General features: G+C 58.8%; 22 protein-coding genes. 13 read left to right on the forward strand and 9 right to left on the reverse strand.

The window, feature by feature from the left end; genetic code table 11:
* Nucleotides 1–734: 734 nt before the first annotated feature.
* From OB87_RS16885 to OB87_RS16900, 3 genes are all read right to left on the reverse strand, one after another.
* Nucleotides 735–1451 (reverse strand): GntR family transcriptional regulator, encoded by a 717-nt coding sequence (locus OB87_RS16885; RefSeq protein ID WP_033570573.1) that lies wholly within the window; start codon nucleotides 1449–1451, stop codon nucleotides 735–737.
* 17 nt (nucleotides 1452–1468) lie between these two features.
* Entirely contained in the window at nucleotides 1469–3313 is a 1845-nt protein-coding gene (gene atzF / locus OB87_RS16890; RefSeq protein WP_152605906.1) for an allophanate hydrolase, read from the reverse strand.
* Nucleotides 3314–3514: 201 nt separating this feature from the next.
* Nucleotides 3515–4999, reverse strand: a complete 1485-nt coding sequence (locus OB87_RS16900) for an NCS1 family nucleobase:cation symporter-1 (protein ID WP_033570576.1) — start codon at nucleotides 4997–4999, stop codon at nucleotides 3515–3517.
* A 152-nt stretch (nucleotides 5000–5151) separates the two neighbouring features.
* Here OB87_RS16900 and OB87_RS16905 point away from each other — a divergent pair, with 152 nt between their 5' ends.
* From OB87_RS16905 to puuE, 3 genes are read left to right on the forward strand one after another with little or no spacing between them, the layout of a single operon-like run.
* A complete protein-coding gene (locus OB87_RS16905; protein WP_033570577.1) occupies nucleotides 5152–5895 on the forward strand; it encodes a GntR family transcriptional regulator in 744 nt (247 codons plus the stop codon).
* Complete coding sequence (gene hpxA / locus OB87_RS16910) at nucleotides 5892–6629, forward strand: allantoin racemase (protein WP_033570578.1); 738 nt, start codon at nucleotides 5892–5894, stop codon at nucleotides 6627–6629. The genes OB87_RS16905 and hpxA overlap by 4 nt, the downstream gene beginning before the upstream one ends.
* Nucleotides 6630–6675: 46 nt before the next feature.
* On the forward strand, nucleotides 6676–7623 hold the full coding sequence (gene puuE, locus OB87_RS16915; RefSeq protein WP_033570579.1) for an allantoinase PuuE: 948 nt from the start codon (nucleotides 6676–6678) through the stop codon (nucleotides 7621–7623).
* A 54-nt stretch (nucleotides 7624–7677) separates the two neighbouring features.
* Here the strand turns inward: puuE and hpxZ are convergent, their stop codons facing one another.
* Genes hpxZ through OB87_RS16935 form a run of 4 tightly spaced genes read right to left on the reverse strand, consistent with a single transcriptional unit; the run spans nucleotide 7678 to nucleotide 11294 of the window.
* Nucleotides 7678–8058: an oxalurate catabolism protein HpxZ gene (hpxZ, locus tag OB87_RS16920; RefSeq protein WP_033570580.1), complete on the reverse strand. Its 381-nt coding sequence runs from the start codon at nucleotides 8056–8058 to the stop codon at nucleotides 7678–7680.
* Nucleotides 8055–9467 (reverse strand): AtzE family amidohydrolase, encoded by a 1413-nt coding sequence (locus tag OB87_RS16925; RefSeq protein WP_033570581.1) that lies wholly within the window; start codon nucleotides 9465–9467, stop codon nucleotides 8055–8057. Before OB87_RS16925 ends, hpxZ begins: the two co-directional genes overlap by 4 nt.
* Nucleotides 9464–9661 carry an oxalurate catabolism protein HpxX gene (gene hpxX / locus OB87_RS16930; protein ID WP_033570582.1) on the reverse strand — a complete coding sequence of 66 codons (198 nt, stop codon included), beginning with the start codon at nucleotides 9659–9661 and terminating at the stop codon, nucleotides 9464–9466. Before hpxX ends, OB87_RS16925 begins: the two co-directional genes overlap by 4 nt.
* Nucleotides 9662–9704: 43 nt before the next feature.
* Nucleotides 9705–11294, reverse strand: a complete 1590-nt coding sequence (locus OB87_RS16935; RefSeq protein ID WP_033570583.1) for a gamma-glutamyltransferase family protein — start codon at nucleotides 11292–11294, stop codon at nucleotides 9705–9707.
* 160 nt (nucleotides 11295–11454) lie between these two features.
* Here OB87_RS16935 and OB87_RS16940 point away from each other — a divergent pair, with 160 nt between their 5' ends.
* From OB87_RS16940 to hpxK, 7 genes are all read left to right on the forward strand, one after another.
* Nucleotides 11455–12294, forward strand: a complete 840-nt coding sequence (locus tag OB87_RS16940; RefSeq protein ID WP_033570612.1) for a MurR/RpiR family transcriptional regulator — start codon at nucleotides 11455–11457, stop codon at nucleotides 12292–12294.
* A gap of 275 nt (nucleotides 12295–12569) precedes the next feature.
* A complete protein-coding gene (locus OB87_RS16945; protein WP_033570584.1) occupies nucleotides 12570–13361 on the forward strand; it encodes a transporter substrate-binding domain-containing protein in 792 nt (263 codons plus the stop codon).
* 13 nt (nucleotides 13362–13374) lie between these two features.
* Nucleotides 13375–14040 carry an amino acid ABC transporter permease gene (locus OB87_RS16950; RefSeq protein ID WP_033570585.1) on the forward strand — a complete coding sequence of 222 codons (666 nt, stop codon included), beginning with the start codon at nucleotides 13375–13377 and terminating at the stop codon, nucleotides 14038–14040.
* Nucleotides 14040–14696: an amino acid ABC transporter permease gene (locus OB87_RS16955; RefSeq protein WP_033570586.1), complete on the forward strand. Its 657-nt coding sequence runs from the start codon at nucleotides 14040–14042 to the stop codon at nucleotides 14694–14696. The genes OB87_RS16950 and OB87_RS16955 overlap by 1 nt, the downstream gene beginning before the upstream one ends.
* Nucleotides 14677–15408 (forward strand): amino acid ABC transporter ATP-binding protein, encoded by a 732-nt coding sequence (locus tag OB87_RS16960; RefSeq protein WP_033570587.1) that lies wholly within the window; start codon nucleotides 14677–14679, stop codon nucleotides 15406–15408. Before OB87_RS16955 ends, OB87_RS16960 begins: the two co-directional genes overlap by 20 nt.
* A gap of 62 nt (nucleotides 15409–15470) precedes the next feature.
* Entirely contained in the window at nucleotides 15471–16715 is a 1245-nt protein-coding gene (locus tag OB87_RS16965) for a pyridoxal-phosphate-dependent aminotransferase family protein (protein WP_033570588.1), read from the forward strand.
* Nucleotides 16712–17977, forward strand: a complete 1266-nt coding sequence (gene hpxK / locus OB87_RS16970) for an allantoate amidohydrolase (RefSeq protein ID WP_033570589.1) — start codon at nucleotides 16712–16714, stop codon at nucleotides 17975–17977. Before OB87_RS16965 ends, hpxK begins: the two co-directional genes overlap by 4 nt.
* A 26-nt stretch (nucleotides 17978–18003) precedes the next feature.
* On the opposite strand, the gene OB87_RS16975 is transcribed toward hpxK, so the two are convergent.
* The gene (locus OB87_RS16975; protein WP_033570590.1) at nucleotides 18004–18771 is read right to left on the reverse strand and encodes an amidohydrolase; all 768 of its coding nucleotides are present in this window, start codon (nucleotides 18769–18771) and stop codon (nucleotides 18004–18006) included.
* Nucleotides 18759–19916 (reverse strand): pyridoxal phosphate-dependent aminotransferase, encoded by a 1158-nt coding sequence (locus OB87_RS16980; protein WP_033570591.1) that lies wholly within the window; start codon nucleotides 19914–19916, stop codon nucleotides 18759–18761. Before OB87_RS16980 ends, OB87_RS16975 begins: the two co-directional genes overlap by 13 nt.
* Nucleotides 19917–20137: 221 nt before the next feature.
* Between OB87_RS16980 and OB87_RS16985 the strand changes: the two genes are divergently transcribed.
* The 3 genes from OB87_RS16985 to OB87_RS16995 are packed head-to-tail and all read left to right on the forward strand — an operon-like array spanning nucleotide 20138 to nucleotide 21997.
* Complete coding sequence (locus OB87_RS16985; protein ID WP_033570592.1) at nucleotides 20138–20752, forward strand: methylthioribulose 1-phosphate dehydratase; 615 nt, start codon at nucleotides 20138–20140, stop codon at nucleotides 20750–20752.
* Complete coding sequence (gene mtnC, locus OB87_RS16990; RefSeq protein ID WP_033570593.1) at nucleotides 20749–21441, forward strand: acireductone synthase; 693 nt, start codon at nucleotides 20749–20751, stop codon at nucleotides 21439–21441. The genes OB87_RS16985 and mtnC overlap by 4 nt, the downstream gene beginning before the upstream one ends.
* Before the next feature lie 13 nt (nucleotides 21442–21454).
* On the forward strand, nucleotides 21455–21997 hold the full coding sequence (locus OB87_RS16995) for a 1,2-dihydroxy-3-keto-5-methylthiopentene dioxygenase (RefSeq protein WP_033570594.1): 543 nt from the start codon (nucleotides 21455–21457) through the stop codon (nucleotides 21995–21997).
* The last annotated feature ends 44 nt before the right edge of the window (nucleotides 21998–22041 follow it).

Raw genomic sequence — 22041 nt, forward strand, 5'->3', positions numbered from 1 at the left:
TGACAACCCTTTGATGACGGTGGATATCCATTTTTGGTGGTTGGATGGTGATATTTATTTGAATTTATTGTTTTCTATTTAAAAATGAAAATGTATTTTTATTTTTTTTGTTGTTGTTTATTTTTTGTTTTAATTCAATGTTTTATTGGTTTTGTTTTTTGCTATTTAATTGATTTTGTTTGTGGGTTTGATATCGGTAGATAATGATTTTTACAAGATGAAGAGATGAGTGAAATAATAATGTCATTCAATGCGTGAACCCTGTGTTTTGAAGTGTGTGATAGGGCGGATGACATGGCTGGATTATGGTGATTCTGGTTGCGTTGAAATGAGGCTATATCGCGGGGAAATAGCGTGCTGTTGAGAGCAGGTTTTTGTCCGGGTAATGCGGTGTGATATGTCACGATATCGTGATGAAATAATCGGATGATTCTGAGTGTTTATGCCCGAAATAATGTCAGGGGACAGAACGGCGGCAACCGGGTATATACCCAAAATAATTCGAGTTGCAGGAAGGCGGCAAGTGAGTGAATCCCGATGAGCTTACTCAGGTAAGTGATTCGGGTGAATGAACGCAGCCAACACACCTGCAACTTGAAGTATGACGGGTATAAATCCCCGGCGGCTTACGTTGGTCGGAGATGGGATGAACAGGGGGAGACACCGCGCCAGCGGCGCGAATAATGGTGGAACACAACCAGAAAATACTGCCGGTCTGGGCGGCAGTATGGATGTCAATCGTTAGCCTGATTTCTGGCTTGCTGTAACAGATGCAGAGTAATGTTGCGAACCTCGGCTTTGCTGTCGGCAATATGTTCGGCAAGTAACTGGCAGGCTTGTTCGCCATTTTGGGCGAGGATGGTCTGTAGAATGATGGCATGTTCCTGATAGGTGGCCTGAATGCGTTCCTGACGGGTGAAGTCCAGTCGGCGAATAATGCGGATTTTTTCGGTGACGTCCCGGTGTACGCGCGCCATTTCCCGGTTGCCAACGGCCGCGACCAGCGCCAGATGAAATGCTTCATCCTGCTCGGAAACCTGCTGACCGTCATCCTGCTGCGGGTCGTCTATCCAGTACTGATGCAACGGCTGGAGCAGCGCCGCGCAGGTGTCTGGCGACAGTAGGCACAGCCGCTGCACCGCTTCTCGTTCCAGTACGATACGCAGGTCATACAGCTCCTCGAAGTAAGCGAAATCAAACGGTTTGACCTGCCAGCCGCTGCGGTAGTAGACGCTCACAAACCCTTCGGTTTCCAGCCGGAACAGCGCCTGGCGGATCGGTGTACGGCTGACTGACAGCCGCTCCGCCAGTTCGTTCTCGGTAAAGCGATCGCCCGGCAGCAACCGAAAATCGAAAATATCCTGTTTGATCCGTTGGTAAACCTGTTCTGCCAGTACTGGCGGCTTACTTTTATGACGCGAGTTTGGGCCGTTGGGTGTAGCGAATTGCATCCTGTTTCCTCCCGTTGTCAGGCTGGCGAGCCTTGGGTGATAAAGGCACGCCAGCCACCGAATTCGGTAATATCCCGCGCGCCGTTAAGCGCCGCCGGTTCACAGATGAAACCTTTGACCTGACGGCCATCCGCCAGTGTCAGCGTACCGATGCCGAGCGGGGCGGGAACTTCCGCCACCAGTTCGCCGAAGCGCGCCAGCGGGACATCCCACAGTTCCACCGTAATGGGTTGTCCCTGACCGGTTTTGACCAGTCCGGGCTTGGGCGGTTGGGTATTCGCCAGGGCGTACAGGCGGTAGTCGGCTGAGGTGAGGGTTTCTTCTACTTTGACGGCGTTGCGGGTCAGCAACTGAAAATTGAGCGGCATACCGCTTAAGTGAGCGCCTACTACGGCGAGTCGCACATGATGCGGTGAAGCGGTTTCCTGTGGCGGAAGAAGAGGCGGCAAGGTATTGCCGGTCGCGCCCAGCGGCAGCGCCGTGACGGATTGCCAACGCTGACCGAATGCCGCCAGGGCGGTGTCATGCCAGGCTGGCGCAATCAGCGTAATCCCCGCAGGTAAACCATCATCACGAAACGGTGCCGGTAACGCCAGCCCGCACAAATCCGCCAGATTGGTGAAGTTGGTGTAGAAGCCGAACTGTGAGTTGTAGGCCACCGGCTGCTGTTTCATCTCTTCCAGCGTATGAATGGTCGGCGCGGTGGGCACCACCAGCGCGTCAAATCCGCTTAGTCGGGCGGCAATGTGCCGGGCCAGCCCTGCTCGAAGGTATTCCGCTTCAAACACCTCACAGGCGCTGTAATCGGTGCCTTTGGCGATGATGTGGCGCACTGTCGGGTCCATCGCTTGTGGCTGGTCGCGTAGCAGATTGCCTACCGCCACGGTGCGTTCCGCCACCCACGGCCCTTCATATAATTGACGCGCCAGCTGTTCGAACGGGCTGAAGTCCAGCGGTTCCAGCGTTGCCCCCATTGACTGCAAGTGTAACAGCGCTTGTTGAAACGCCTGCTCCGCCTGCTGATCGCCAAAGAATTCCAGCGGATGCGGCACCGCCAGTCGCAACTGGGCGGAGACATCCGCTGGCGTGGTGCGGGGGTGATGACGTGAATAGGCATCGTCTTCGTCATAACCGCCCGCCTGCGTGGTGACAAGCCAGGCATCCGGCACCGTCAATGCGAACACCGACACGCAGTCGTTCAGGCGGCAGGCGGGCACCACGCCCTGTGTCGACAACCAGCCCTTGGTGGGCTTCAGACCGACGATATTGTTGAATCCGGCCGGAACGCGACCGGAGCCAGCCGTGTCGGTGCCGAGTGCAAACGGCACCAGCCCGCGTGCGACGACCGAGGCAGAACCGGAGCTGGAGCCGCCGCTGACGTACTCTGGGTTAATGCTGTTGGGCACCGCGCCAAACGGTGAGCGGGTGCCCACCAACCCGGTGGCGAACTGGTCAAGGTTGGTTTTGCCGAGCACGATGGCACCGGCGGCTTTGAGCCGGGCGACCACCGTGGCGTCTTGCGCTGCGGTGTAAGTAAATGCAGGGCAGGCCGCACTGGTGGGCCAACCCGCGACGTCAATATTGTCTTTGACTGCAAACGGCACGCCGTAAAGCGGCAGGCGATGGGCGTCAGGTTGGCTGAGCAGGTGGGTGATTTGTTCATGCAACCGGGCTTCATCGGGCAGATAAATCCACGCCGGGTCGTCAGCGCGCAGCGATCGCCAAACGGTCAGCAGGGTTTCAGTCAGGCGGTCTGGGTGCTGTTGATGCTGCTGTTGCCACTGAGACAAGGTGAAGCCGGTATAAACAGTTTGCGATGTCATGAATGCATTCCAGTTGGTATACAAGATGGAGTGCAACATTCAAACCTTATGCCAGTTTTTTAATGTTTTGTTTTTACTTGCTTTATGTTCTATCAAGGCTGCTGTGGCAGCCGAAGAACGCACCGTCATGGCACAGCCAAATTCGGTGCGGGCTCGAAAACAGGGCATATGGGCATAGGGAAAAGAGCATGGAAAGGCACAAAGACGGATCGCGACGCCACGTCGCGATCCCGGTGTGATTTATTCTTTACCCAACACCAGCCCAGACAGGTCGGCTGCCGTTGGTGAAGCGGCTTTTTCACGGCGTGCCAGATAGCGATAACTGCCTGCACCGAGTGCCACGCCGATAAACCAACTGAAATTGGCGACTTCATGCCAGGCTGGCACAAAGCTGATGACCAGCCCGATAGCCACCGAGGGTAGCAGCGCCAGTACCGCGTTCGGGTTGATGCCGTTGCGATACCAATAGCGCCCGCTGGGGGTGTCGTTGAACAGCGCATCTACGTCTACCTTGCCGCCTTTGATCAGGTAGAAATCCGCCAGCAGGATGCCGAACAGCGGGCCGATAAACGCACCCAGTACGTCGAGCGTGTAGTGAATCAGTTCCGGTGAGTTGAACAAGTTCCAGGGCGTCAGCAGCACCGAGCCGACTGCGGCGATCATCCCGCCAGTACGGAAACTGATGCGTTGCGGGGCACAGTTAGAGAAGTCGAACGCCGGGGAGACGAAGTTGGCGACAATGTTGATACCGATGGTGGCGACAATCATGGTCAGCAGGCCCAGCGCTACCGCCACACTGTTGCCGACACGGCTGACGGTTTCGATCGGGTCGGTGATCATCTGACCGAACAACGACTGCGTACCGGAGACGATCACCACCGTGACGATGGAGAACAGCAGGAAGTTGAACGGTAAACCCCAGCGGTTGCCACGACGGATTTCCTGCATACTTTTACCGTAACGGGAGAAGTCGCCGAAGTTGAGCAACGGACCGGAGAAATAGGACACCACCAGCGCCGTGGCGGTGATCATCTGCCAGACCTGCTCACTGCTACTGAGGGATTTGCTGCCCAGCGTGAAGGAGATATTCTCCAGCCCAGTTTTGTATACAATCCACCCGGCCAGCGCCAGCATCACCACGTAGACCGCTGGACCGGCGATATCAATAAAGCGCTTGATGGCGCTCATGCCATGCCAGAACACCATCGCCTGCAACAGCCACATCACACCGAAGCACAGCCAGCCCAGCGTCGACAGACCGAGCCAGTGGCTGGTGGTCAGCGGGGTGAGTGACGGCACGAATTTCAACAACACCAGCATCAGCGCGTTGGCGGCCAGATACGTCTGGATACCGTACCAGGCGAAAGCGATCAGCCCACGGATCACCGCCGGGATGTTAGCACCGAACACGCCGAAGGACTGACGGCAAATCACCGCATAGGGTACGCCGCTGAGTTGGCTGGGTCTGGCGACCAGATTGGCGCACAGTTGCACGATACAAATACCCGCCAGCAGGCACAGCAGCACCTGCCAGCTGGCCAGGCCCAGCGTAAAAAAGCTGGCCGCCACCACGTAGCCGCCCATGCTGTGTACATCCGACATCCAGAATGAAAAGATGTTGTACCAGGACCAGCTTTGTACACGCGTCGGGGCCAAATCGTCATTGCACAGTCTCGGGCTGTAATGCGCCGGAGTGGTTCCGGCGGATGTCATGTTTTCTGGCATGGAATCTGCTCCTTTTGGTGACGATAACAATAAAGGTGAAAAAATCAGGCTATGGGGTGTTGCAGGATTTGGGCCAGATCAGTGAATTTTGTATACAATAAATTTATTTTGTGTGTACGATTTGGCGATGAACGTGATAACGGAAGAAACTGATGAGCGATATTTACGGTCTTGGAAAAGAGACATTTTTCGAGCAAAAAGATGAAGTTATCTATCAGGCGCTGTTGAACGCGATCGTCGAGCATCAATTGTTGCCCGGTGCTCGCCTGCCAGAAGAAGCGTTAGCGGAGGTGTTCGGCGTCAGCCGTACCGGGATCCGCAAAGTGCTGCAACGTCTGGCGACGGTGCAAATGGTCACATTGTTGCCCAAACGTGGTGCACAGGTGGCGACACCAACGGTAGAAGAAGCGCGTGAGATCTTTCAGACCCGTAGCCTGATGGAGTGCGCCAACCTACCTGCGGTGATCGCACACTGCCAACCGCCGCATCTGGCGGCGCTGGAGAAACTGATGGCGGCAGAGGAGAAGGCGCATCAGGATCGCAACGGGCCGGAGGCGATCCGCCTGTCGGCGGCGTTTCACATCCAGTTGCAGGCGATTTCCGGCAACAGCGTGCTGACCAACATGGTGTCGCAACTCACATTGCGATCATCACTGGTGATCGCCGCCTACGGCGCGCCCTGGCAGCAGGGTTGCCGCTGTCACGATCATCAGGATCTGCTGGCGTTATTGCGTAACCGGGATCGGACGGCGTTGACTGCTGCCATGCAGCAACATTTCGACGATATCGTCGCCAGCCTGCGTTTTGACGGTGATGGCGCGACTACGCCGGATTTCTCGCGGCTGTTCAGCCATCTGACGCCGTTCGGTCGTAATAAAGAGGAGCAAGTCGAATGAGCCAATGCGTAATTCAGGTGATCAACCCCAACACCAGCCTGGCGATGACCGAAACCATCGGTGAGGCGGCGCGGCGAGTGGCGGCTCCCGGCACCGAGATTCTGGCGGTATGCCCGTCGCAGGGCGTGCCGTCGATAGAAGGGCATTTTGACGAAGCGGTGGCGACGCTTGGGGTACTAGAGCAGATTCGGCTGGGCCGCGAGCAGGGCGTCAGCGGCCATGTCATCGCTTGTTTTGGCGACCCCGGTCTGCTGGCAGCGCGGGAGCTGGCGCGCGCACCGGTGGTGGGCATCGCCGAAGCGGCGATGCACCTGGCGATGCTGGTGGCGACGCGCTTTTCTATCGTCACCACACTGCCACGCACGCTGATCATCGCCCGTCATCTGTTGCAGCGTTACGGCTTCGAGCATCACTGCGCTGCGCTGCACGCCATCGACCTGCCGGTGCTGGCGCTGGAAGACGGTCAGGGGCTGGCGCAGCACAAGGTGCGGGAAATGTGTATACAAGCAAAGCGGCAGGATGGATCCGGTGCCATTGTGCTCGGTTGTGGTGGCATGGCCGATCTGGCACAGGCGCTGACGCAGGAACTGGGCATTCCGGTTATCGATGGCGTGGGCGCGGCGGTAAAAATGGTGGAGTCGTTGATCGGGCTGGGGCTGACCACCAGTAAACACGGCGATCTTGACTATCCGCTGGACAAACCGTTGACCGGCCCTTTCGAGACGTTGCGTTAATCGGCGGCGGTCACCACGACTCAGGAAAGCAACAAGGAAAGACACCATGACACTCTCTCAGCAATGGGGCTCTGACCCTGATTACCCGCGTGACTTGATCGGTTATGCTGGCCAACCGCCGCACGCCCGCTGGCCTGGGCAGGCGCGTATCGCGGTGCAGTTTGTGCTCAATTACGAAGAAGGGGCGGAAAACCATGTGCTGCACGGTGACGCCGGTTCCGAGCAGTTCCTGTCTGATATCATCGGTGCGGCCAGCTACCCGGCACGCCATATGTCGATGGATTCGCTCTATGAGTACGGTTCCCGCGCCGGGTTCTGGCGTATTCATCAGGAATTTCAGCACCGTGGCCTGCCGCTAACGGTGTTCGGTGTAGCGATGGCGCTGGCGCGCAACCCGGCGGTGGTCGAGGCCATCAGAGCGGCGGACTATGACGTGGTTAGCCACGGCTGGCGCTGGATTCACTACCAGAATATGGCTATCGACGCTGAGCGTGCGCATTTGCAACAGGCGATCGCGGTGCACACGGCATTGTTCGGCCAGCCGCCGCTGGGGTGGTACACCGGGCGCGACAGCCCACACACCCGGCAACTGGTGCTGGAGCAGGGCGGTTTTCTGTATGACAGCGACTACTACGGTGACGATCTGCCTTTCTGGCTGCCAGTGCAGCGAGCGGACGGCGGGGTGAAACCGCATCTGATCGTTCCCTACACGCTGGATGCCAACGACATGCGTTTCGCCTCACCGCAGGGGTTCAACAGCGGCGAGCAATTCTTTAGCTATCTGAAGGACAGTTTTGATGTGCTGTACGCAGAAGGCGAAGATGCGCCGAAAATGATGTCTATCGGTATGCACTGTCGCTTGCTGGGGCGGCCGGGGCGTTTCCGGGCGTTGCAGCGTTTCCTCGATTATATCCAGCAGCACGAGCGGGTGTGGGTGTGCCGCCGTCAGGATATTGCCGAACACTGGTATCGGGTACATCCGTATCAGGGGTGATGAGGTGCCACCGGCCTGATACGGCAATCTATCGGCCTGAAAAGCCGTATCGGGTTACACCATCAGGCTGACGTGGGCGGCGACAATCCGCCAGCCTTGTTCGGTACGCAGCCAGGTTTGCATCTGTCGGCCGATTTTTTCACTGCCTTCACGACGAAATTCGGTGCTGGCGACCGCCATATCGCGGCCGTAGCTGGTGATCACCGTGTTGTGCAATTGACGATCCAGCCCGGCCGATGGGCGGGCTGCGCGAAACTCACGGATCTGTTCGATGCCGTACAGGTTTTCCGACGCGCCATAGCGCACGGTACGTGCATCGTGCCAGAACAGCGCGTCCAGTACTTCGATGTCGTTGCCGGTGAGCGCCTTTTCATAACGATAAAACGCGGTGGTTACCTCGGCCAGAACGTCAGGCAAGTTGATCTCGGGTGTCATGCGGAAATTCCTTGTGAGTGAAAAGAGGCAGGCGGCAAAGCCTGAGCAATACCCTGCTGTTCAAGACGCCAGGCGGCGCGCAGCGCAACATCTTCCCGCCACGGTGCGGCGATCAACTGCACGCCGATCGGCAGCCCGCTAGCGGTGGTCAGCGGCACCGTCACCACCGGCAGGCCAACGAACGAAATCGGCTGAGTTAGCATCCCCATGCTGGCGCGAATCGGCAAATCGGTGTGGTTGATGCGCAGGGTTTCCTGACCGATGCGCGTTGCCGGGCAGGGCGTGGCGGGTGCTATCAGCAGATCGGTATCGGCGAACAGTGCCAGTACTTCACGGCGGAAATGATCGCGGAAACGCTGTGCCTGCACGTACCAGGCAGCCGGGATCATCGCACCGGCCAGCAGGCGTTCGCGGGAGAGGGGTTCAAACAGATCCGGCGTGGCACGCAGGGCGGGCAGATACTGGTTGCCACCTTCGCTGGCGGAGAGAATAAACGCCGCTGTACGCGCCAAACCGGCATTATCCAGCACCACGTCATCATCGGCGTTTAACGCCTGTGCCACTTGCCGTACCGCGGTGGCGGCCTGTTCATCGCACCATTGCGCGAAGTAGCCACCCAACACCCGGCTGCGCAGCGGTGTCTCGTCCGTCAGCGACGGAACGGTCGAGCGCAATGGCTGGATCGCCTGAAAGCGGTCCGCCGGATCAAACCCTTGTAGCTCGTCATACACCAGCGCCAGATCTTCAGCGCTGCGCGTCAGCGGGCCAATATGATCGAGGCTGCCGACAAACGGCTGGGTGCCGTGGCGCGACAGTCGGCCGAAGGTGGGCTTCAGCCCGAAGATCCCACACAGTGAAGCGGGTACGCGGATCGACCCATTGGTATCGCTACCGAGCGAGAAATTCACCAGCCCGGCGGCGACCGCGGCGGCGGAACCACCGGACGATCCCCCGGCGATACGCGTCAGATCATGTGGATTGCAGGTCGCGCCATAGTGGCTGTTTTCGGTGGTGAAACCGTAGGCGTAGGCATCCATATTCAGCAGCCCTGACAGCAGAGCGCCGCAGGATTGTAGCTGACGCACCGCAAACGCATCTTGCGTTGCCGGTGTGCGCTGGCTGAACAGCCTGGCACCAGCCAGCGTGGTTTCGCCCGCGACGTCAAATAGGTTTTTTACCGCGTAGGGCACCGCTGCCAGCGCGGGCAGCGCATGACCCTGATGACGTTTGCTGTCGATGTCGGCGGCTTCCGCCAGCATACGTTGCGCGGTGATGCTGGTATAAGCGTTGACCGCTGGATTACCACGTTCGATTTGCGCCAGTGTGTCGCGAGCGATGTCGGTGGCGGAAAGATGGCCGCCGGTCAGTTCAGCCCGTAGCGCGCGGATAGACAGTTGAGCAGGGTTCATGGCCGGTACACTCCCGCCACTTCCTGACGTTCGTCCAGCGGGAACGCCATCAGCGGCTGCGCCATCGCGGCGATGCGTGTGAATTGCATATGCAGCTCCTGGCGTCGGGCATCATCCAGCTCCAGTTGCAGCAGGGTTTCCATCTGTTGCAGGTACGCGGCCAGCGCAGCCTGATCGATATCCTTTTTTTCCATCAACACAAACCTCATCAGGGGTGAAAGTAGCCAGGTAGCGAGATTAAAACCCAGCGGCACTGCCGTTACTGCGCGGGTCGCTGGCACCTTCCAGCATACCGTTGGCATGGCGGATGATAGCCCCCGCATGGCCGACGGTTTCGTTAAACCCGGTGAGCAGTTCCACATCGTGACCGAGCGTGCGTAGCGCTTCGACGGTAGCGGGGGTAAAGCGGTCCTCCAGTTTTAGCGTATCGGAAGACTGGCCCCAGGTGCGGCCCAGCAACCAGCGCGGTGCGGTAATGGCCTGCTGTAGCGGCACGCCCTGTACCACGTGACGGATGAACAGCGCCGCCTGTGTTTGTGGCTGGCCGTCGCCGCCCATTGAGCCGTAGACCATGGTGCGCCCGTCAGCCAGCCGTGCCGCCGCCGGGTTAAGAGTGTGAAACGGCTGCTTGCCCGGTTCCAGCGCCAGCAGGTGATTTGGGTCCAGGCTGAAGGAGGCACCGCGGTTTTGCCACAGCACGCCGGTGTCCGGCAACACCACGCCGCTGCCGAATTCGTGATAGATGCTCTGGATAAATGACACCGACAGCCCGTGGCGATCGGACACGCCCAGCCAGACGGTATCGCCCGGCCCCTTGCCTTGCCCCCAGGGCGCGGCGGATCGGGTGTCGACGTGCTTGCTCAACGTATCCAGATGGCTGGCGGATAACAGCGCCTGAATATCCTGCGTAATCCGTTTCGGGTCGGTGATGTACTTGTCGCGCAGCCTGAAAGCCAGCTTGGTGGCCTCTACCACGCGGTGTATGGTCTGGCTGTCGCTGAGGTCTTCCATCCCCAACCGATCGGTGATGCCCAGAATCGCCAGCGACACCAGCCCCTGTGTCGGTGGTGCCAGATTGAACACCTCGCCTTTGCTGTGTTTCAGCACCAGCGGTGTGGCGCGTCGGGCATGGTAGTTCGCCAGATCGTCAGCGGTGACCGGCATACCCAACGCCGTCATTTGTTCCGTCATGCGTGCCGCCAGCGCGCCACGGTAGAAGCTGTCCAGACCGTCTTGTGCCAGTTGTTGCAGCGTGTCGGCAAGGTCCGACTGGATAAAACGGCTGCCGGTACGTGGGATGACGCCCTGCGGCATGAAGACACGGCAGAATTCGGCGACATCGCTCAGCTCATGATAACGACTGATCAGCGCGTCTTCCTGTGACTGGGTGACCGGAATACCGTTGCGGGCATAGCCGATGGCGTCTTCCAGCAGGTTGGCGAGTGGCAACGGACGGCTGATATCCTGCTCGGCAGCATAAGTCAGCGCTTCCTGCCAGCCGCCTACCGTACCGGCTACGGTCAGCGCCGCTGTGGGGCCACGGTGTGGGATACGGCTTTCCCCCGCATAGAATGCGCGGTTTGCCAGTGAACCGGCTGCGCCACTGGCGTCGATGGCAATCGGGTCGCCCTGCGGCGGCACAATCAGCCAGAAACCATCACCGCCCAGACCGTTCATATGGGGGTAAACCACCGCAATCGTGGCTGCTGCGGCAACCATTGCTTCGATAGCGTTGCCTCCGGCGCGCAGAATACGTTGCGCGCTGGCGCTGGCAAGATGATGCGGCGTGACCGCCATGCCCGATGGGGCGATATTGCTTTGCATCATGAGGGATAAGGCTCTTGTTGGACTGTAGGGTGGTCGATGCTAAGCAAAAGCCGTTCCACCTTTTCTGCTTGCTGCCGACCGACGGTTGTATGCTATGTTCAGCATAGCGCCGAAAGGATGAAACAAAAGTTACAGGATTCAAAAAATGGCAGAGACAGGCATGAAACAAATTGATGAACGGCTGCGTAGTCAGTACAGCGAGTTGTCACCGCAGGAACAACGGGTGGCGGAGTTTATCTTTGATCATCTCGATGACCTGATCAGCTATAACAGCGCGGAGCTGGCGCGGCTGAGCGGCGTGTCCAAAGCCACGGTCAGCCGCCTGTTCCGCCGCCTCGGTTACCCCAGCTACCGGGAAATGCGCGATGAGCTGCGCACCCTGCGCCAGAGCGGTATGCCGCTGACCGATAACCGGGACGCGGTGCAGGGCAACACCCTGCTGGCGCGCCATTACAAACAGGAAATGGCTAACCTGACGCAGTGGGTCAACCAGATAGACCCACAACAGTTCGGCGCGGTGATCGCGGCGTTACAGCAGGCGCAGCGCGTCTGTGTGCTCGGGCTGCGCAACAGCTACCCGGTGGCGCTGCACCTGCGTCAGCAATTGCTGCAAATCCGCCCGCAGGTGCCGCTGCTGGCGCAACCCGGCCAGACGTTGGCGGAAGAACTGGCGGATCTGGACGCACGCGATGTGGTGGTGGTGGTGGCGTTCCGCCGCCGTCCGCGCCTGATCCTGCCGCTGTTGCAGCAATTGCGCGCCCGGCAGATTCCGGTGTTGCTGTTGTGTGAACCGCAGGCGCATACGCTGCCACCGCTGGCTTCCTGGGCGTTGACCGCGCCGCTGGACAGCGTATCGGCCTTTGACAGCTACGCCAGCGCCATGAGTCTGGTTAACTTGATCAGCAACGCGTTGCTGCATCAGATGTTGGCGGAGGGGCGTCAGCGCATCCACGATATTGCCGACCTTTACCTGCAACTCGACGAACTGGAACAGCGATAAACACGCGCTCCACTGGTGCGTTTGTTCTATTTTGGTGCAATCTTTTCCCGTTTTCATGCCCTGTCATTGTGCGTTGCGGACGACGTTTCCGGACGCACGCACTCACTGAACGATAGCTTTTCTCGCACAGTTCAAGCTGTCTCTACCCTTGCTGGCCGTGGTGATGTGGCTATGCGATATCTGGCATACATCTTGCTTTTATTTCTGCAACAAAGGTTTCAATATTTTTATTGAAGAATCTTTGGTTTCAAATTAACTTAACCGGGGGCACAGCAATGAAGATCGGAAAACGTTTTTTGGCGGTAGTAGGTGCAGCGCTGTTGGTGGTTCAGGCCGGGCAGGCGATGGCGGATCAGTTGCAGGATATCCAGAAACGCGGCGTGCTGCGTATCGCCGTGCCGCAGGACTTCCCGCCGTTTGGTTCGGTCGGCACCGATCTGCAGCCGCAAGGTTACGACATCGACATGGCGCGCTATCTGGCCAGTGAGATGAAACTAAAGTTGCAGCTGGTGCCGGTCAGCAGCGCTAACCGCATCCCTTATCTGCAAACCGATAAGGTGGACCTGGTGATTTCCAGCCTGGGTAAAAACGCCGAACGTGAAAAAGTGATCGATTTCAGCCGCGCTTATGCGCCGTTCTTCCTCGGCGTATTTGGTCCGAAAGATGCCAGCGTCAGTGCGCCGGATGCATTGCAGGGCAAAACCGTCGGTGTGACTCGCGGTGCGGTAGAAGACATGGTGCTGACCGAGGCTGCGCCGAAGACCGCTGACATCAAACGCTATGAAGATAACAACACCACGCTGTCTGCTTATCTGTCCGGTCAGGTGCAGTATATCGCCACCGGTAACCTGGTGGTGGCGGCGATTGCCGAGAAGAACCCGGCCAAAGCACCGGTAGCGAAATTCATGCTGAAAGATTCGCCCTGTTACATCGGCCTGAAAAAAGATGAACCGGCGCTGAAGGCGAAGGTTGATGAACTGATTGAGAAAGCGCTCAAGGATAACACGCTCAACGGCTTGTCTGAGAAATGGCTGAAAGCACCGCTGCCAGCCAATCTTGGCGCGTAAGTAAGGATAAGCCATGACCTATCAGCTTCATTTCGCGGCGCTATGGCCTTACTGGCCAGCGTTATTGGCCGGCCTGTGGGTCACCGTACAACTGACGACGATGGCGACGATCGGTGGGATCGCCATCGGCATCTGTGGCGCGGCATTGCGCAGCGGTAAGCCGACCGTGGTCAGCCGCTTGTGGGGCCTGTACGTCGAGGCGATTCGCAATACACCGTTTGTCGTACAACTGTTTTTCATCGTGTTCGGTCTGCCGGGGTTGGGGCTGAAACTCACCGCCGGGCAGGCCGCCCTGCTGGCGATGCTGGTTAACCTGGGGGCCTACAGCACGGAGATTATCCGCGCGGGTATTCAGGTGACGCCGAAAGGCCAGTGGGAAGCCGCGAGGGTACTGGGGCTGTCGCGGACCCAGACGTTTACGCGGGTGATTCTGCCGCCCGCGCTGCAACGGATTTATCCGGCGCTGGTTAGCCAGTGCATCATCGTGATGCTCGGTTCGTCCGTGGTATCACAGGTGTCGTACGAAGAGCTGACCTTCGCTGCCAATTTAATTCAGTCCCGGACCTTCCTCAGTTTTGAGGTGTATCTGGTGACCACGCTCTGCTATCTGGTGCTGTCGATGCTGATGCGTCAGTTGCTGTTGCTGGCCGGGCGACGTTTTTTGGGGACGCCGCGCTGATGATGACGTTTACTGACTGGGATATTGTGCGCAACCTGCTGCTGGCCGGGCGCTGGACGGTACTGCTGTCGCTGGCGGCGTTTTTCGGCGGTGGGCTGGTGACGTTACCGTTGCTGCTGTTGCGCCTGACCAAACGACGTTGGCCGCTGCGTCTGACCCGGTTATACGCCGATGTGTTTCAGGGCACACCGTTGCTGATGCAGCTGTTTCTGGCGTTTTTTGGGCTGGGATTATTTGGTATCGACGTCAGCCCGTGGACCGCTGCCGCCCTGGCGCTGACGCTGTTTACCAGCGCGTTTTTGCTGGATATCTGGTACGGCAGCGTGCAGGCGTTGCCGAAAGGGCAGTGGGAAGCTTGCCGCTGCCTGGGGCTGACCTTTACCCAAACGCTGAGTCGGGTGATTGCCCCCCAGGCGATGCGTATCGCTATTGCGCCGACGGTCGGTTTTTCGGTGCAGGTGATCAAGGGCACCGCGCTGGCGTCGATCATCGGTTTCGTTGAGCTGACCAAGGCTGGCACCATGCTCAATAACGTCACCTTCCAGCCGTTTAAGGTATTCGGGCTGGTGGCGCTGGGCTATTTCCTGCTGTGTTATCCGCTGTCGTACTACAGCCGTTATCTGGAGAAGAAATTCAATGCCGCTCATCACCATTAATCAGGTCCATAAATATTACGGCCAGAACCACGTGCTGAAAGGGGTGGATCTGGATATCGACGTGGGCGAGGTGATCTCCATCATCGGCCGTAGCGGTTCCGGCAAAAGTACCCTGCTGCGGTGCATCAACGGGCTGGAAGGCTATCAGGACGGCAGCATCAAGCTCGGTGGCATGACCATTACCGACCGCGACTCGCAGGCGCGGGAAATTAGCCGTTCGGTCGGTATGATTTTTCAGAACTTCAACCTGTTCCCGCACATGACCGCGCTGGAAAACGTGATGCTGGCACCCAAACTGGTGCTGGGGAAAAGCGCCGCCGAGTGCCGTGAACTGGGTGTGAAGATGCTGGAGAAGGTCGGGCTGGGCGAGCGTATCGATTACTACCCATCCAGCCTGTCCGGCGGCCAGCAGCAACGTGTGGCGATCGCCCGTGCGCTGGCGATGAACCCGAAGGTGCTGCTGTGCGACGAAATCACCTCCGCGCTGGACCCGGAGCTGGTCGGCGAAGTGCTGAAAGTGCTGGAGCAGTTGGCGGCCGAAGGCATGACGCTGATTCTGGTCACCCACGAAATGAATTTCGCCCGCGAGGTCGGCGACCGGGTGGTGTTCATGCATCAGGGCAAGGTGTGGGAACAAGGCAAAGGCGATGAACTGTTCGCCAACCCGCAGACTGCCGAACTGAAACAGTTTATCGCCTCGGTGCGGCTGTAGCACCGTGAGCGGTATGAGCCATTACGATTTTAATGTTATCAAGGACATCAGGAGTTCATCACATGCCTAACGACCTGTTTGCGCAGATCAATCCGCCCCATCGCTTACTCATGGGGCCTGGCCCGATCAATGCCGACCCGCGTGTATTGCGTGCGATGGCCAGCCAACTGGTCGGGCAGTATGACCCGGCGATGACCGAGTACATGAATCAGGTGATGGCGTTGTACCGCCAGTTGTTCCGCACCGACAACCGCTGGACCCTACTGGTGGACGGGACGTCGCGCGCTGGTATCGAGGCGATTCTTGTCTCGGCGATCCGCCCTGGCGATCGCGTGCTGGTGCCGGTGTTCGGCCGCTTCGGTCACCTATTGTGCGAGATTGCCCGCCGCTGCCGCGCGGAGGTGCACACTATCGAAGCGCCGTGGGGTGAGGTGTTCACGCCGGACCAGATCGAAGACGCCATTAAACGGGTGAAACCGCGTCTGCTGCTGACCGTGCAGGGTGATACCTCCACCACCATGTTGCAGCCGCTGGCGGAGCTGGGCGCTATCTGCCGCCGTCATGACGTGCTGTTTTACACCGATGCTACCGCCTCGTTCGGCGGCAACCCGCTGGAAACCGACGCCTGGGGGCTGGATGCGGTATCTGCCGGATTGCAGAAATGCCTGGGCGGGCCGTCCGGCAGTTCGCCGGTGACCCTCAGCGCGCGCATGGAAGCGGTGATTCGCCAGCGTAAGTGCGTAGAGCAGGGTATCCGTACCACCGACCATCAGGACGGTGACGACGAAATGATTTATTCCAACTATTTCGACCTCGGCATGATCATGGATTACTGGGGGCCGGAGCGGCTGAACCACCATACCGAGGCCACCAGTATGCTGTTCGCCGCCCGTGAATGCGCCCGCGTTATTCTGGAAGAGGGGCTGGATGCCAGTATCGCCCGACATCAGTTGCACGGTAATGCATTGCTGGCCGGTATCGAAGGCATGGGGTTGCAAGCTTACGGCGATGTTGCCAACAAAATGAACAATGTGTTGGGCGTGGTGATCCCGCAAGGCGTGCACGGCGAGCAGGTGCGTAAGCTGCTGCTGGAGGATTTTGCCATTGAGATCGGCACCTCGTTCGGGCCGTTGCAGGGCAAGATCTGGCGCATCGGCACTATGGGTTATAACGCCCGCAAAGACTGCGTGATGCAAACGCTGACTGCGCTGGAAGCGGTATTGAACCGGCTGGGGTTCCGCTCCGTTCAGGGGGCGGCGTTGCAAGCCGCCTGGAATGTGTATGATGCCGCGCAGGCGCCGACATGAGCGAGGTGCTGATGGACAGCGTGATGACGGATTTCAATGCGCAGGCGGCCGCCCGTCGGGTGATGACGCGTTGCGATCAGTTGGCGGCCATCAGTGAAACCGCAGGCCAGCTCACACGGGTTTATCTGTCGCCGCAACACTTGCAGGCTAATCAGCAGGCGGGGGCGTGGATGCGGGAAGCGGGTATGCGCGTGTGGCAGGATAGCGTCGGAAATATTTGTGGTCGCTATGAAGGCCGTGTGCCGGGTGCGCCCGCTCTGCTGTTGGGGTCACACCTCGACACCGTGCGCAACGCTGGCCGTTACGACGGTATGCTGGGGGTGCTGGCGGCCATCGAAACCGTGTCATTGCTGAATCAGCGTGGGATCCGTTTGCCGGTGGCGCTGGAAGTGATCGGTTTTGGCGACGAGGAAGGCACCCGCTTTGACGTCACGCTACTCGGCAGCCGCGGACTGACCGGCACCTGGCCCGACGGCTGGCTGTCGCGTCCGGACGCCAATGGCATCACCGTCGCACAGGCGCTGACGCAGGCCGGGTTGGATCCGGAGGCTATCGCACTGGCGGCACGTCCGGCTGCGGATATTCTGGCCTATCTGGAATTGCATATCGAACAAGGCCCGTGTCTGGAACAGGCTGGACTGGCACTGGGCGTGGTCACGGCCATTAACGGTGCACGGCGGCTGAACTGTACGTTTGTCGGTCATGCTGGCCATGCTGGTACGGTGCCGATGTCACAGCGGCAGGACGCGCTGGCAGCAGCGGCGGCGTGGATGACCCAGGCTGAACAGGTGACGCGCGACAGCGATCCCTATCTGGTGGCGACTTTTGGCACCTTGCAGTGCCTGCCGGGGGCCGCCAACGTGATTCCCGGTGAGGTCAGGCTGACGCTGGATATCCGTGGCCCGGACGACAAACCGCTGGATGCGCTGTTACAACGGTTGCTGACGCTGGCGCACGACATCGCCATGCAGCGCGGCTGTGCGTTCAGTGCTGAAGAGTATTACCGCATCGCCGCTACCCGCTGCGACAACGCGCTGCAACAGCGCTTGTCCGCTGCGGTGACGCAGGTGCAGGGCGATAATTTGCTGCTGCCGAGCGGTGCGGGCCATGACGCCATCGCCATCGCCGAACGCTGGCCGGTGGGGATGCTGTTTATGCGCTGCAAGGGCGGTGTCAGCCACCATCCTGACGAGTCAGTGCTGACGGACGATGTAGCGCTGGCGGTGCAGGCGCTGCTGTTGACGGTGTTGGGGTATCGATAATCAAGCGCGCCTGAGCGCGCTTGATATTACAAACCGAACTTATCGGCGTCGCGCCAGGCGGGGAAGGCTTCACGGTAGCTTTGCAGCGTTTCCAGCGACAGCTCGGCGTCAAGACGGGCCGGTTGATGTTCCGGCGCACAAGCCAGAATCGCGCCCTGTGCGTCGATAATCAGGCTGTCGCCCTGATAGCTGTGGCCGTTGCCGTCGGTGCCGACGCGGTTGCAGCCAGCCACATAAGCCTGATTCTCAATCGCCCGAGCTGCCAGCAGTGTTTTCCAGTGCAGCGCGCGCGGCGCTGGCCAGTTGGCGACGTACAGCGCCAGATCGTAATCCTGACAGTTACGGGACCACACCGGGAAACGCAGGTCGTAGCAGATCAACGGCAGAATGCGCCAGCCGCGCCACTCCACGATTTCCCGCGTCTGGCCGGACTGATAATACTCGTGCTCGCCCGCCATGCGGAACAGGTGACGCTTGTCGTACTGGTACACCCGGCCCTGCGGGTCGGCCAACAGAAAACGGTTGACCGCGCCTTTGCCGGTCTGCACCGCCACACTGCCGCCCACCAGCGCATTGCTGCGCTGCGCCCACTGTTTCAGCCAGGCTTCCACCACCGACTGTTCCAGGCTGCTTTTGGCTGCCTCCATCGCAAAACCGGTGGTGAACATTTCCGGCAGCACGATCAGATCGCGGTCGGTAATCTCGCCTAACAGGCCGTCGAAATGACTAAGGTTGGCGGGACCGTCCATCCAGACCAGCGGTTGTTGTAACAGGGTAACCTTTAAAGTTGACATAAGCGCTCCGCAGCAGCATCCAGGGTTGATTCCTGTTTGGCAAAGCATAACCGAATCAGCGTATGTGGGAAGGGGGCTGCGCAAAAAACGGACAGAGGAATCGCCGCTACGCCGACGTGCTCGGTCAGCCAGCGGCAGAAACTGACGTCATCCTGGCTGGAAATGGCACGGTAGTCCGCCAGCAGGAAGTAGGTGCCTTCACAGGGCAGAATCTCCAGTCGGCTGCCTGCCAGCGCGTTAACGAACCGGTCGCGTTTAGCACGATAGAAGTCGGGCAGTTCGCGCCAGTGTTGTGGTTGGTGTTGCAACATGTCGGCAATCGCCAACTGCGCCGGTGTATTGACGGAAAACGTCAGGTACTGATGAACCTTGCGTACTTCAGCGCTGAGCGCTGCTGGCGCGACGCAATAACCCACTTTCCAGCCGGTCATGTGATAGGTTTTGCCGAAGGAGGACACGGCAATCGCCCGCTGGCGAAGTTCCGGATGTGCCAGCACACTGGCGTGACCGTCGGCGGCGAAACAAATGTGCTCGTACACTTCATCGCTCAGCACATAGATGTGGCGGTTAGCAATAGCCTGCCAGAGCTGGCGGAAATCCTCCTGCTGCCAGACGGTGGCAGAGGGATTATGCGGTGTATTGACGATCACCAGCCGGGTGCGATCATTCAACAATGCACCGAAAGCAGCCCAGTCGACGTGAAACGCCGGGGGCTGCAAGGCGATCCGTTTCAATACGCCACCGGCCAGTTGCACCGCCGGAGCGTAACTGTCGTAGCTGGGATCGAAGCAGACAACTTCATCACCCGGCCGTACCAGCGCGCTGATGGCGGCAAACAACGCTTCAGTGGCACCAGCGGTAACCGTGACTTCGCTATCGGCGTCCGGTTGCCAGCCATAGAGCGCGGCGGTTTTTTCCGCAATCGCCTGTCGCAGCGGCGCTACGCCCGTCATCGGTGCGTACTGATTAGCGCCCTGACTGACGTGATAAGCCAGACGCTGTTTCAGGTCGTCCGGGCCGTCAAAATCCGGGAAGCCTTGCGACAGGTTGATCGCCTGATGCTGCTGCGCCAATGCGCTCATCTGAGTAAAAATGGTGGTGCCGAGGGAAGGGAGTTTACTGTCGGGGATCAGTGCGGCGCTCATGGCTGAAAAGGACTCCTGCAAGCCTGTTATTGCTGCCACTATATACAGGATGCTAGTATTTGGCAATCAAGACGCTTGGACGTTTAAACGGCTAAATTCCGTAATTTACTAAGCCATAACCAAATATAATAAGCAGGCTCATTGATCGGTTTGACAATAATAGGGTTTGACCCTATCCGGTTTGGCAACCCAGTGATGCCTTCACCTGTACAGGATGATTTATGCGTGATACTCCACAATTGGCCGCGCTGGTGGCGGCCTGCCACTGGATTGGCGAGAAAGGCTGGTGCCCGGCGACGGGCGGCAACATGTCTGTTCGCCTTGATGAACAGCAGTGCCTGATTACCGAATCCGGCAAGGATAAAGGCAGCCTGCGTGAAGACGATTTTCTGCTGGTTGATATCGCCACCAACCATGTGCCGAGCGGCCGCACGCCGTCGGCGGAAACCGGGCTGCATACGCTGATCTACCGTTTATTCCCGGCGACAGGTGCAGTGCTGCACACTCATTCGGTCAACGCCACGGTGCTGTCGCGGGTAGAAAAAAGCGACGCACTGGTGCTGCAAGGGTATGAAATGCAGAAATCGCTGAGTGGTCAGCATACCCATCTGGATCAGGTGGCGATCCCGATTTTCGACAACGATCAGGATATTCCGGCGTTGGCGCGGCGGGTGGCGGCCCATCATGAAGCGGCACCGCTGTGCTACGGTTTTCTGGTGCGCGGGCACGGCCTGTACTGCTGGGGCAATGATGTTCAAGCGGCTCGCCGCCATCTGGAAGGGCTGGAATTCCTGTTCCAGTGTGAACTGCAACGACGTTTACTGGAGGCGAAATGATCAAAGCGATTGTCACCGACATTGAAGGCACCACCAGCGATATTCGCTTTGTCCACAACGTGCTGTTCCCTTACGCCCGCGCCAGGCTGGCTGACGCGGTGGCACAGGCGGACTGTGACCCGGAGATTGCCGCCGCGCTGACGTTAACGCGTCAGGAACTGGGGCAGCCGGACGCGTCGTCCGCGCAGCTGTTGGCCGCACTCAATCAGTTTATGGATGAAGATCGCAAATCACCGTCGTTGAAGCTGCTTCAGGGCATTATCTGGCGTAGCGGCTACCGTAACGGTGATTTTCGCGGCCATGTGTATCAGGATGTCGCACCGCAATTGCGCGGCTGGCGCGAGCAGGGCATCGCGCTGTATGTCTACTCATCGGGGTCGGTGGAAGCACAGCATCTGTTGTTTGGTCACAGCGATGCCGGTGATTTGCGGCCGCTGTTCAGTGACTATTTCGACACCCGCGTCGGTGCCAAGCGTGAGACGGCATCGTACCAGAACATCGCCCGTACTATTGGGCTGCCCGCCGGTGCGTTGCTGTTCCTGTCTGATATTCGCCAGGAACTGGACGCGGCCGAACAGGCGGGCTGGCATACCTGCCAGTTGATCCGTGACGACGCGGATACTGACAGCCATCATCGTCAGGTAAACCGCTTTGATCAGATCGATCTGAATGCCTATCAGGCCAACTAACAGGAGAACCGTCATGAGTGCCTTAACCATTTTCAGTGATACGGATGCCCGTCAGCCGGTCTGGCAAAGCCGCGACGCGGAGGCGATCAAACAGCAACTGAGCGCCATCAATGTCCATTTTGAGCGCTGGCAGGCGGATCGTGAATTGAGCGCTACGCCTGTCGCTGAAGAGGTGCTGTCCGCCTATCAGCACGAGATTGACAAGCTGGTGGCAGAAAAAGGTTATCAAAGCTGGGATGTGATTAGTATGCGTGCCGACAACCCGCAGAAAGCGGCGCTGCGCACCAAATTTCTCTCGGAGCACACCCACGGCGAAGATGAAGTGCGTTTCTTTGTGGAAGGGGCTGGGCTGTTCTGCCTGCACGTAGACGGCCGGATTTTCCAGATCCTGTGCGAAAAGAATGACCTGCTGTCGGTGCCCGCCGGTATTCCGCACTGGTTCGACATGGGGTCTGAGCCGCATTTTACCGCTATCCGCCTGTTCAACAATCCAGATGGCTGGGTTGCCCACTTCACTGGCGATGCTATCGCCGATGCCTATCCGAAACTGGCGTAATCCCGCATGAAGCCGTGTCTGCCTGTGTCAGACACGGCTGCCCT

The organism is Dickeya undicola, assembly GCF_000784735.1.
GTDB classification, from domain to species: Bacteria; Pseudomonadota; Gammaproteobacteria; order Enterobacterales; family Enterobacteriaceae; genus Dickeya; species Dickeya undicola.

Coding starts and splice junctions, on each gene's coding strand:
- OB87_RS16885 (WP_033570573.1), bottom strand. CDS start 1,451: ATGCAATTCGCTACACCCAACGGCCCAAACTCGCGTCATAAAAGTAAG.
- atzF (WP_152605906.1), bottom strand. CDS start 3,313: ATGTTGCACTCCATCTTGTATACCAACTGGAATGCATTCATGACATCG.
- OB87_RS16900 (WP_033570576.1), bottom strand. CDS start 4,999: ATGCCAGAAAACATGACATCCGCCGGAACCACTCCGGCGCATTACAGC.
- OB87_RS16905 (WP_033570577.1), top strand. CDS start 5,152: ATGAGCGATATTTACGGTCTTGGAAAAGAGACATTTTTCGAGCAAAAA.
- hpxA (WP_033570578.1), top strand. CDS start 5,892: ATGAGCCAATGCGTAATTCAGGTGATCAACCCCAACACCAGCCTGGCG.
- puuE (WP_033570579.1), top strand. CDS start 6,676: ATGACACTCTCTCAGCAATGGGGCTCTGACCCTGATTACCCGCGTGAC.
- hpxZ (WP_033570580.1), bottom strand. CDS start 8,058: ATGACACCCGAGATCAACTTGCCTGACGTTCTGGCCGAGGTAACCACC.
- OB87_RS16925 (WP_033570581.1), bottom strand. CDS start 9,467: ATGAACCCTGCTCAACTGTCTATCCGCGCGCTACGGGCTGAACTGACC.
- hpxX (WP_033570582.1), bottom strand. CDS start 9,661: ATGGAAAAAAAGGATATCGATCAGGCTGCGCTGGCCGCGTACCTGCAA.
- OB87_RS16935 (WP_033570583.1), bottom strand. CDS start 11,294: ATGATGCAAAGCAATATCGCCCCATCGGGCATGGCGGTCACGCCGCAT.
- OB87_RS16940 (WP_033570612.1), top strand. CDS start 11,455: ATGAAACAAATTGATGAACGGCTGCGTAGTCAGTACAGCGAGTTGTCA.
- OB87_RS16945 (WP_033570584.1), top strand. CDS start 12,570: ATGAAGATCGGAAAACGTTTTTTGGCGGTAGTAGGTGCAGCGCTGTTG.
- OB87_RS16950 (WP_033570585.1), top strand. CDS start 13,375: ATGACCTATCAGCTTCATTTCGCGGCGCTATGGCCTTACTGGCCAGCG.
- OB87_RS16955 (WP_033570586.1), top strand. CDS start 14,040: ATGATGACGTTTACTGACTGGGATATTGTGCGCAACCTGCTGCTGGCC.
- OB87_RS16960 (WP_033570587.1), top strand. CDS start 14,677: ATGCCGCTCATCACCATTAATCAGGTCCATAAATATTACGGCCAGAAC.
- OB87_RS16965 (WP_033570588.1), top strand. CDS start 15,471: ATGCCTAACGACCTGTTTGCGCAGATCAATCCGCCCCATCGCTTACTC.
- hpxK (WP_033570589.1), top strand. CDS start 16,712: ATGAGCGAGGTGCTGATGGACAGCGTGATGACGGATTTCAATGCGCAG.
- OB87_RS16975 (WP_033570590.1), bottom strand. CDS start 18,771: ATGTCAACTTTAAAGGTTACCCTGTTACAACAACCGCTGGTCTGGATG.
- OB87_RS16980 (WP_033570591.1), bottom strand. CDS start 19,916: ATGAGCGCCGCACTGATCCCCGACAGTAAACTCCCTTCCCTCGGCACC.
- OB87_RS16985 (WP_033570592.1), top strand. CDS start 20,138: ATGCGTGATACTCCACAATTGGCCGCGCTGGTGGCGGCCTGCCACTGG.
- mtnC (WP_033570593.1), top strand. CDS start 20,749: ATGATCAAAGCGATTGTCACCGACATTGAAGGCACCACCAGCGATATT.
- OB87_RS16995 (WP_033570594.1), top strand. CDS start 21,455: ATGAGTGCCTTAACCATTTTCAGTGATACGGATGCCCGTCAGCCGGTC.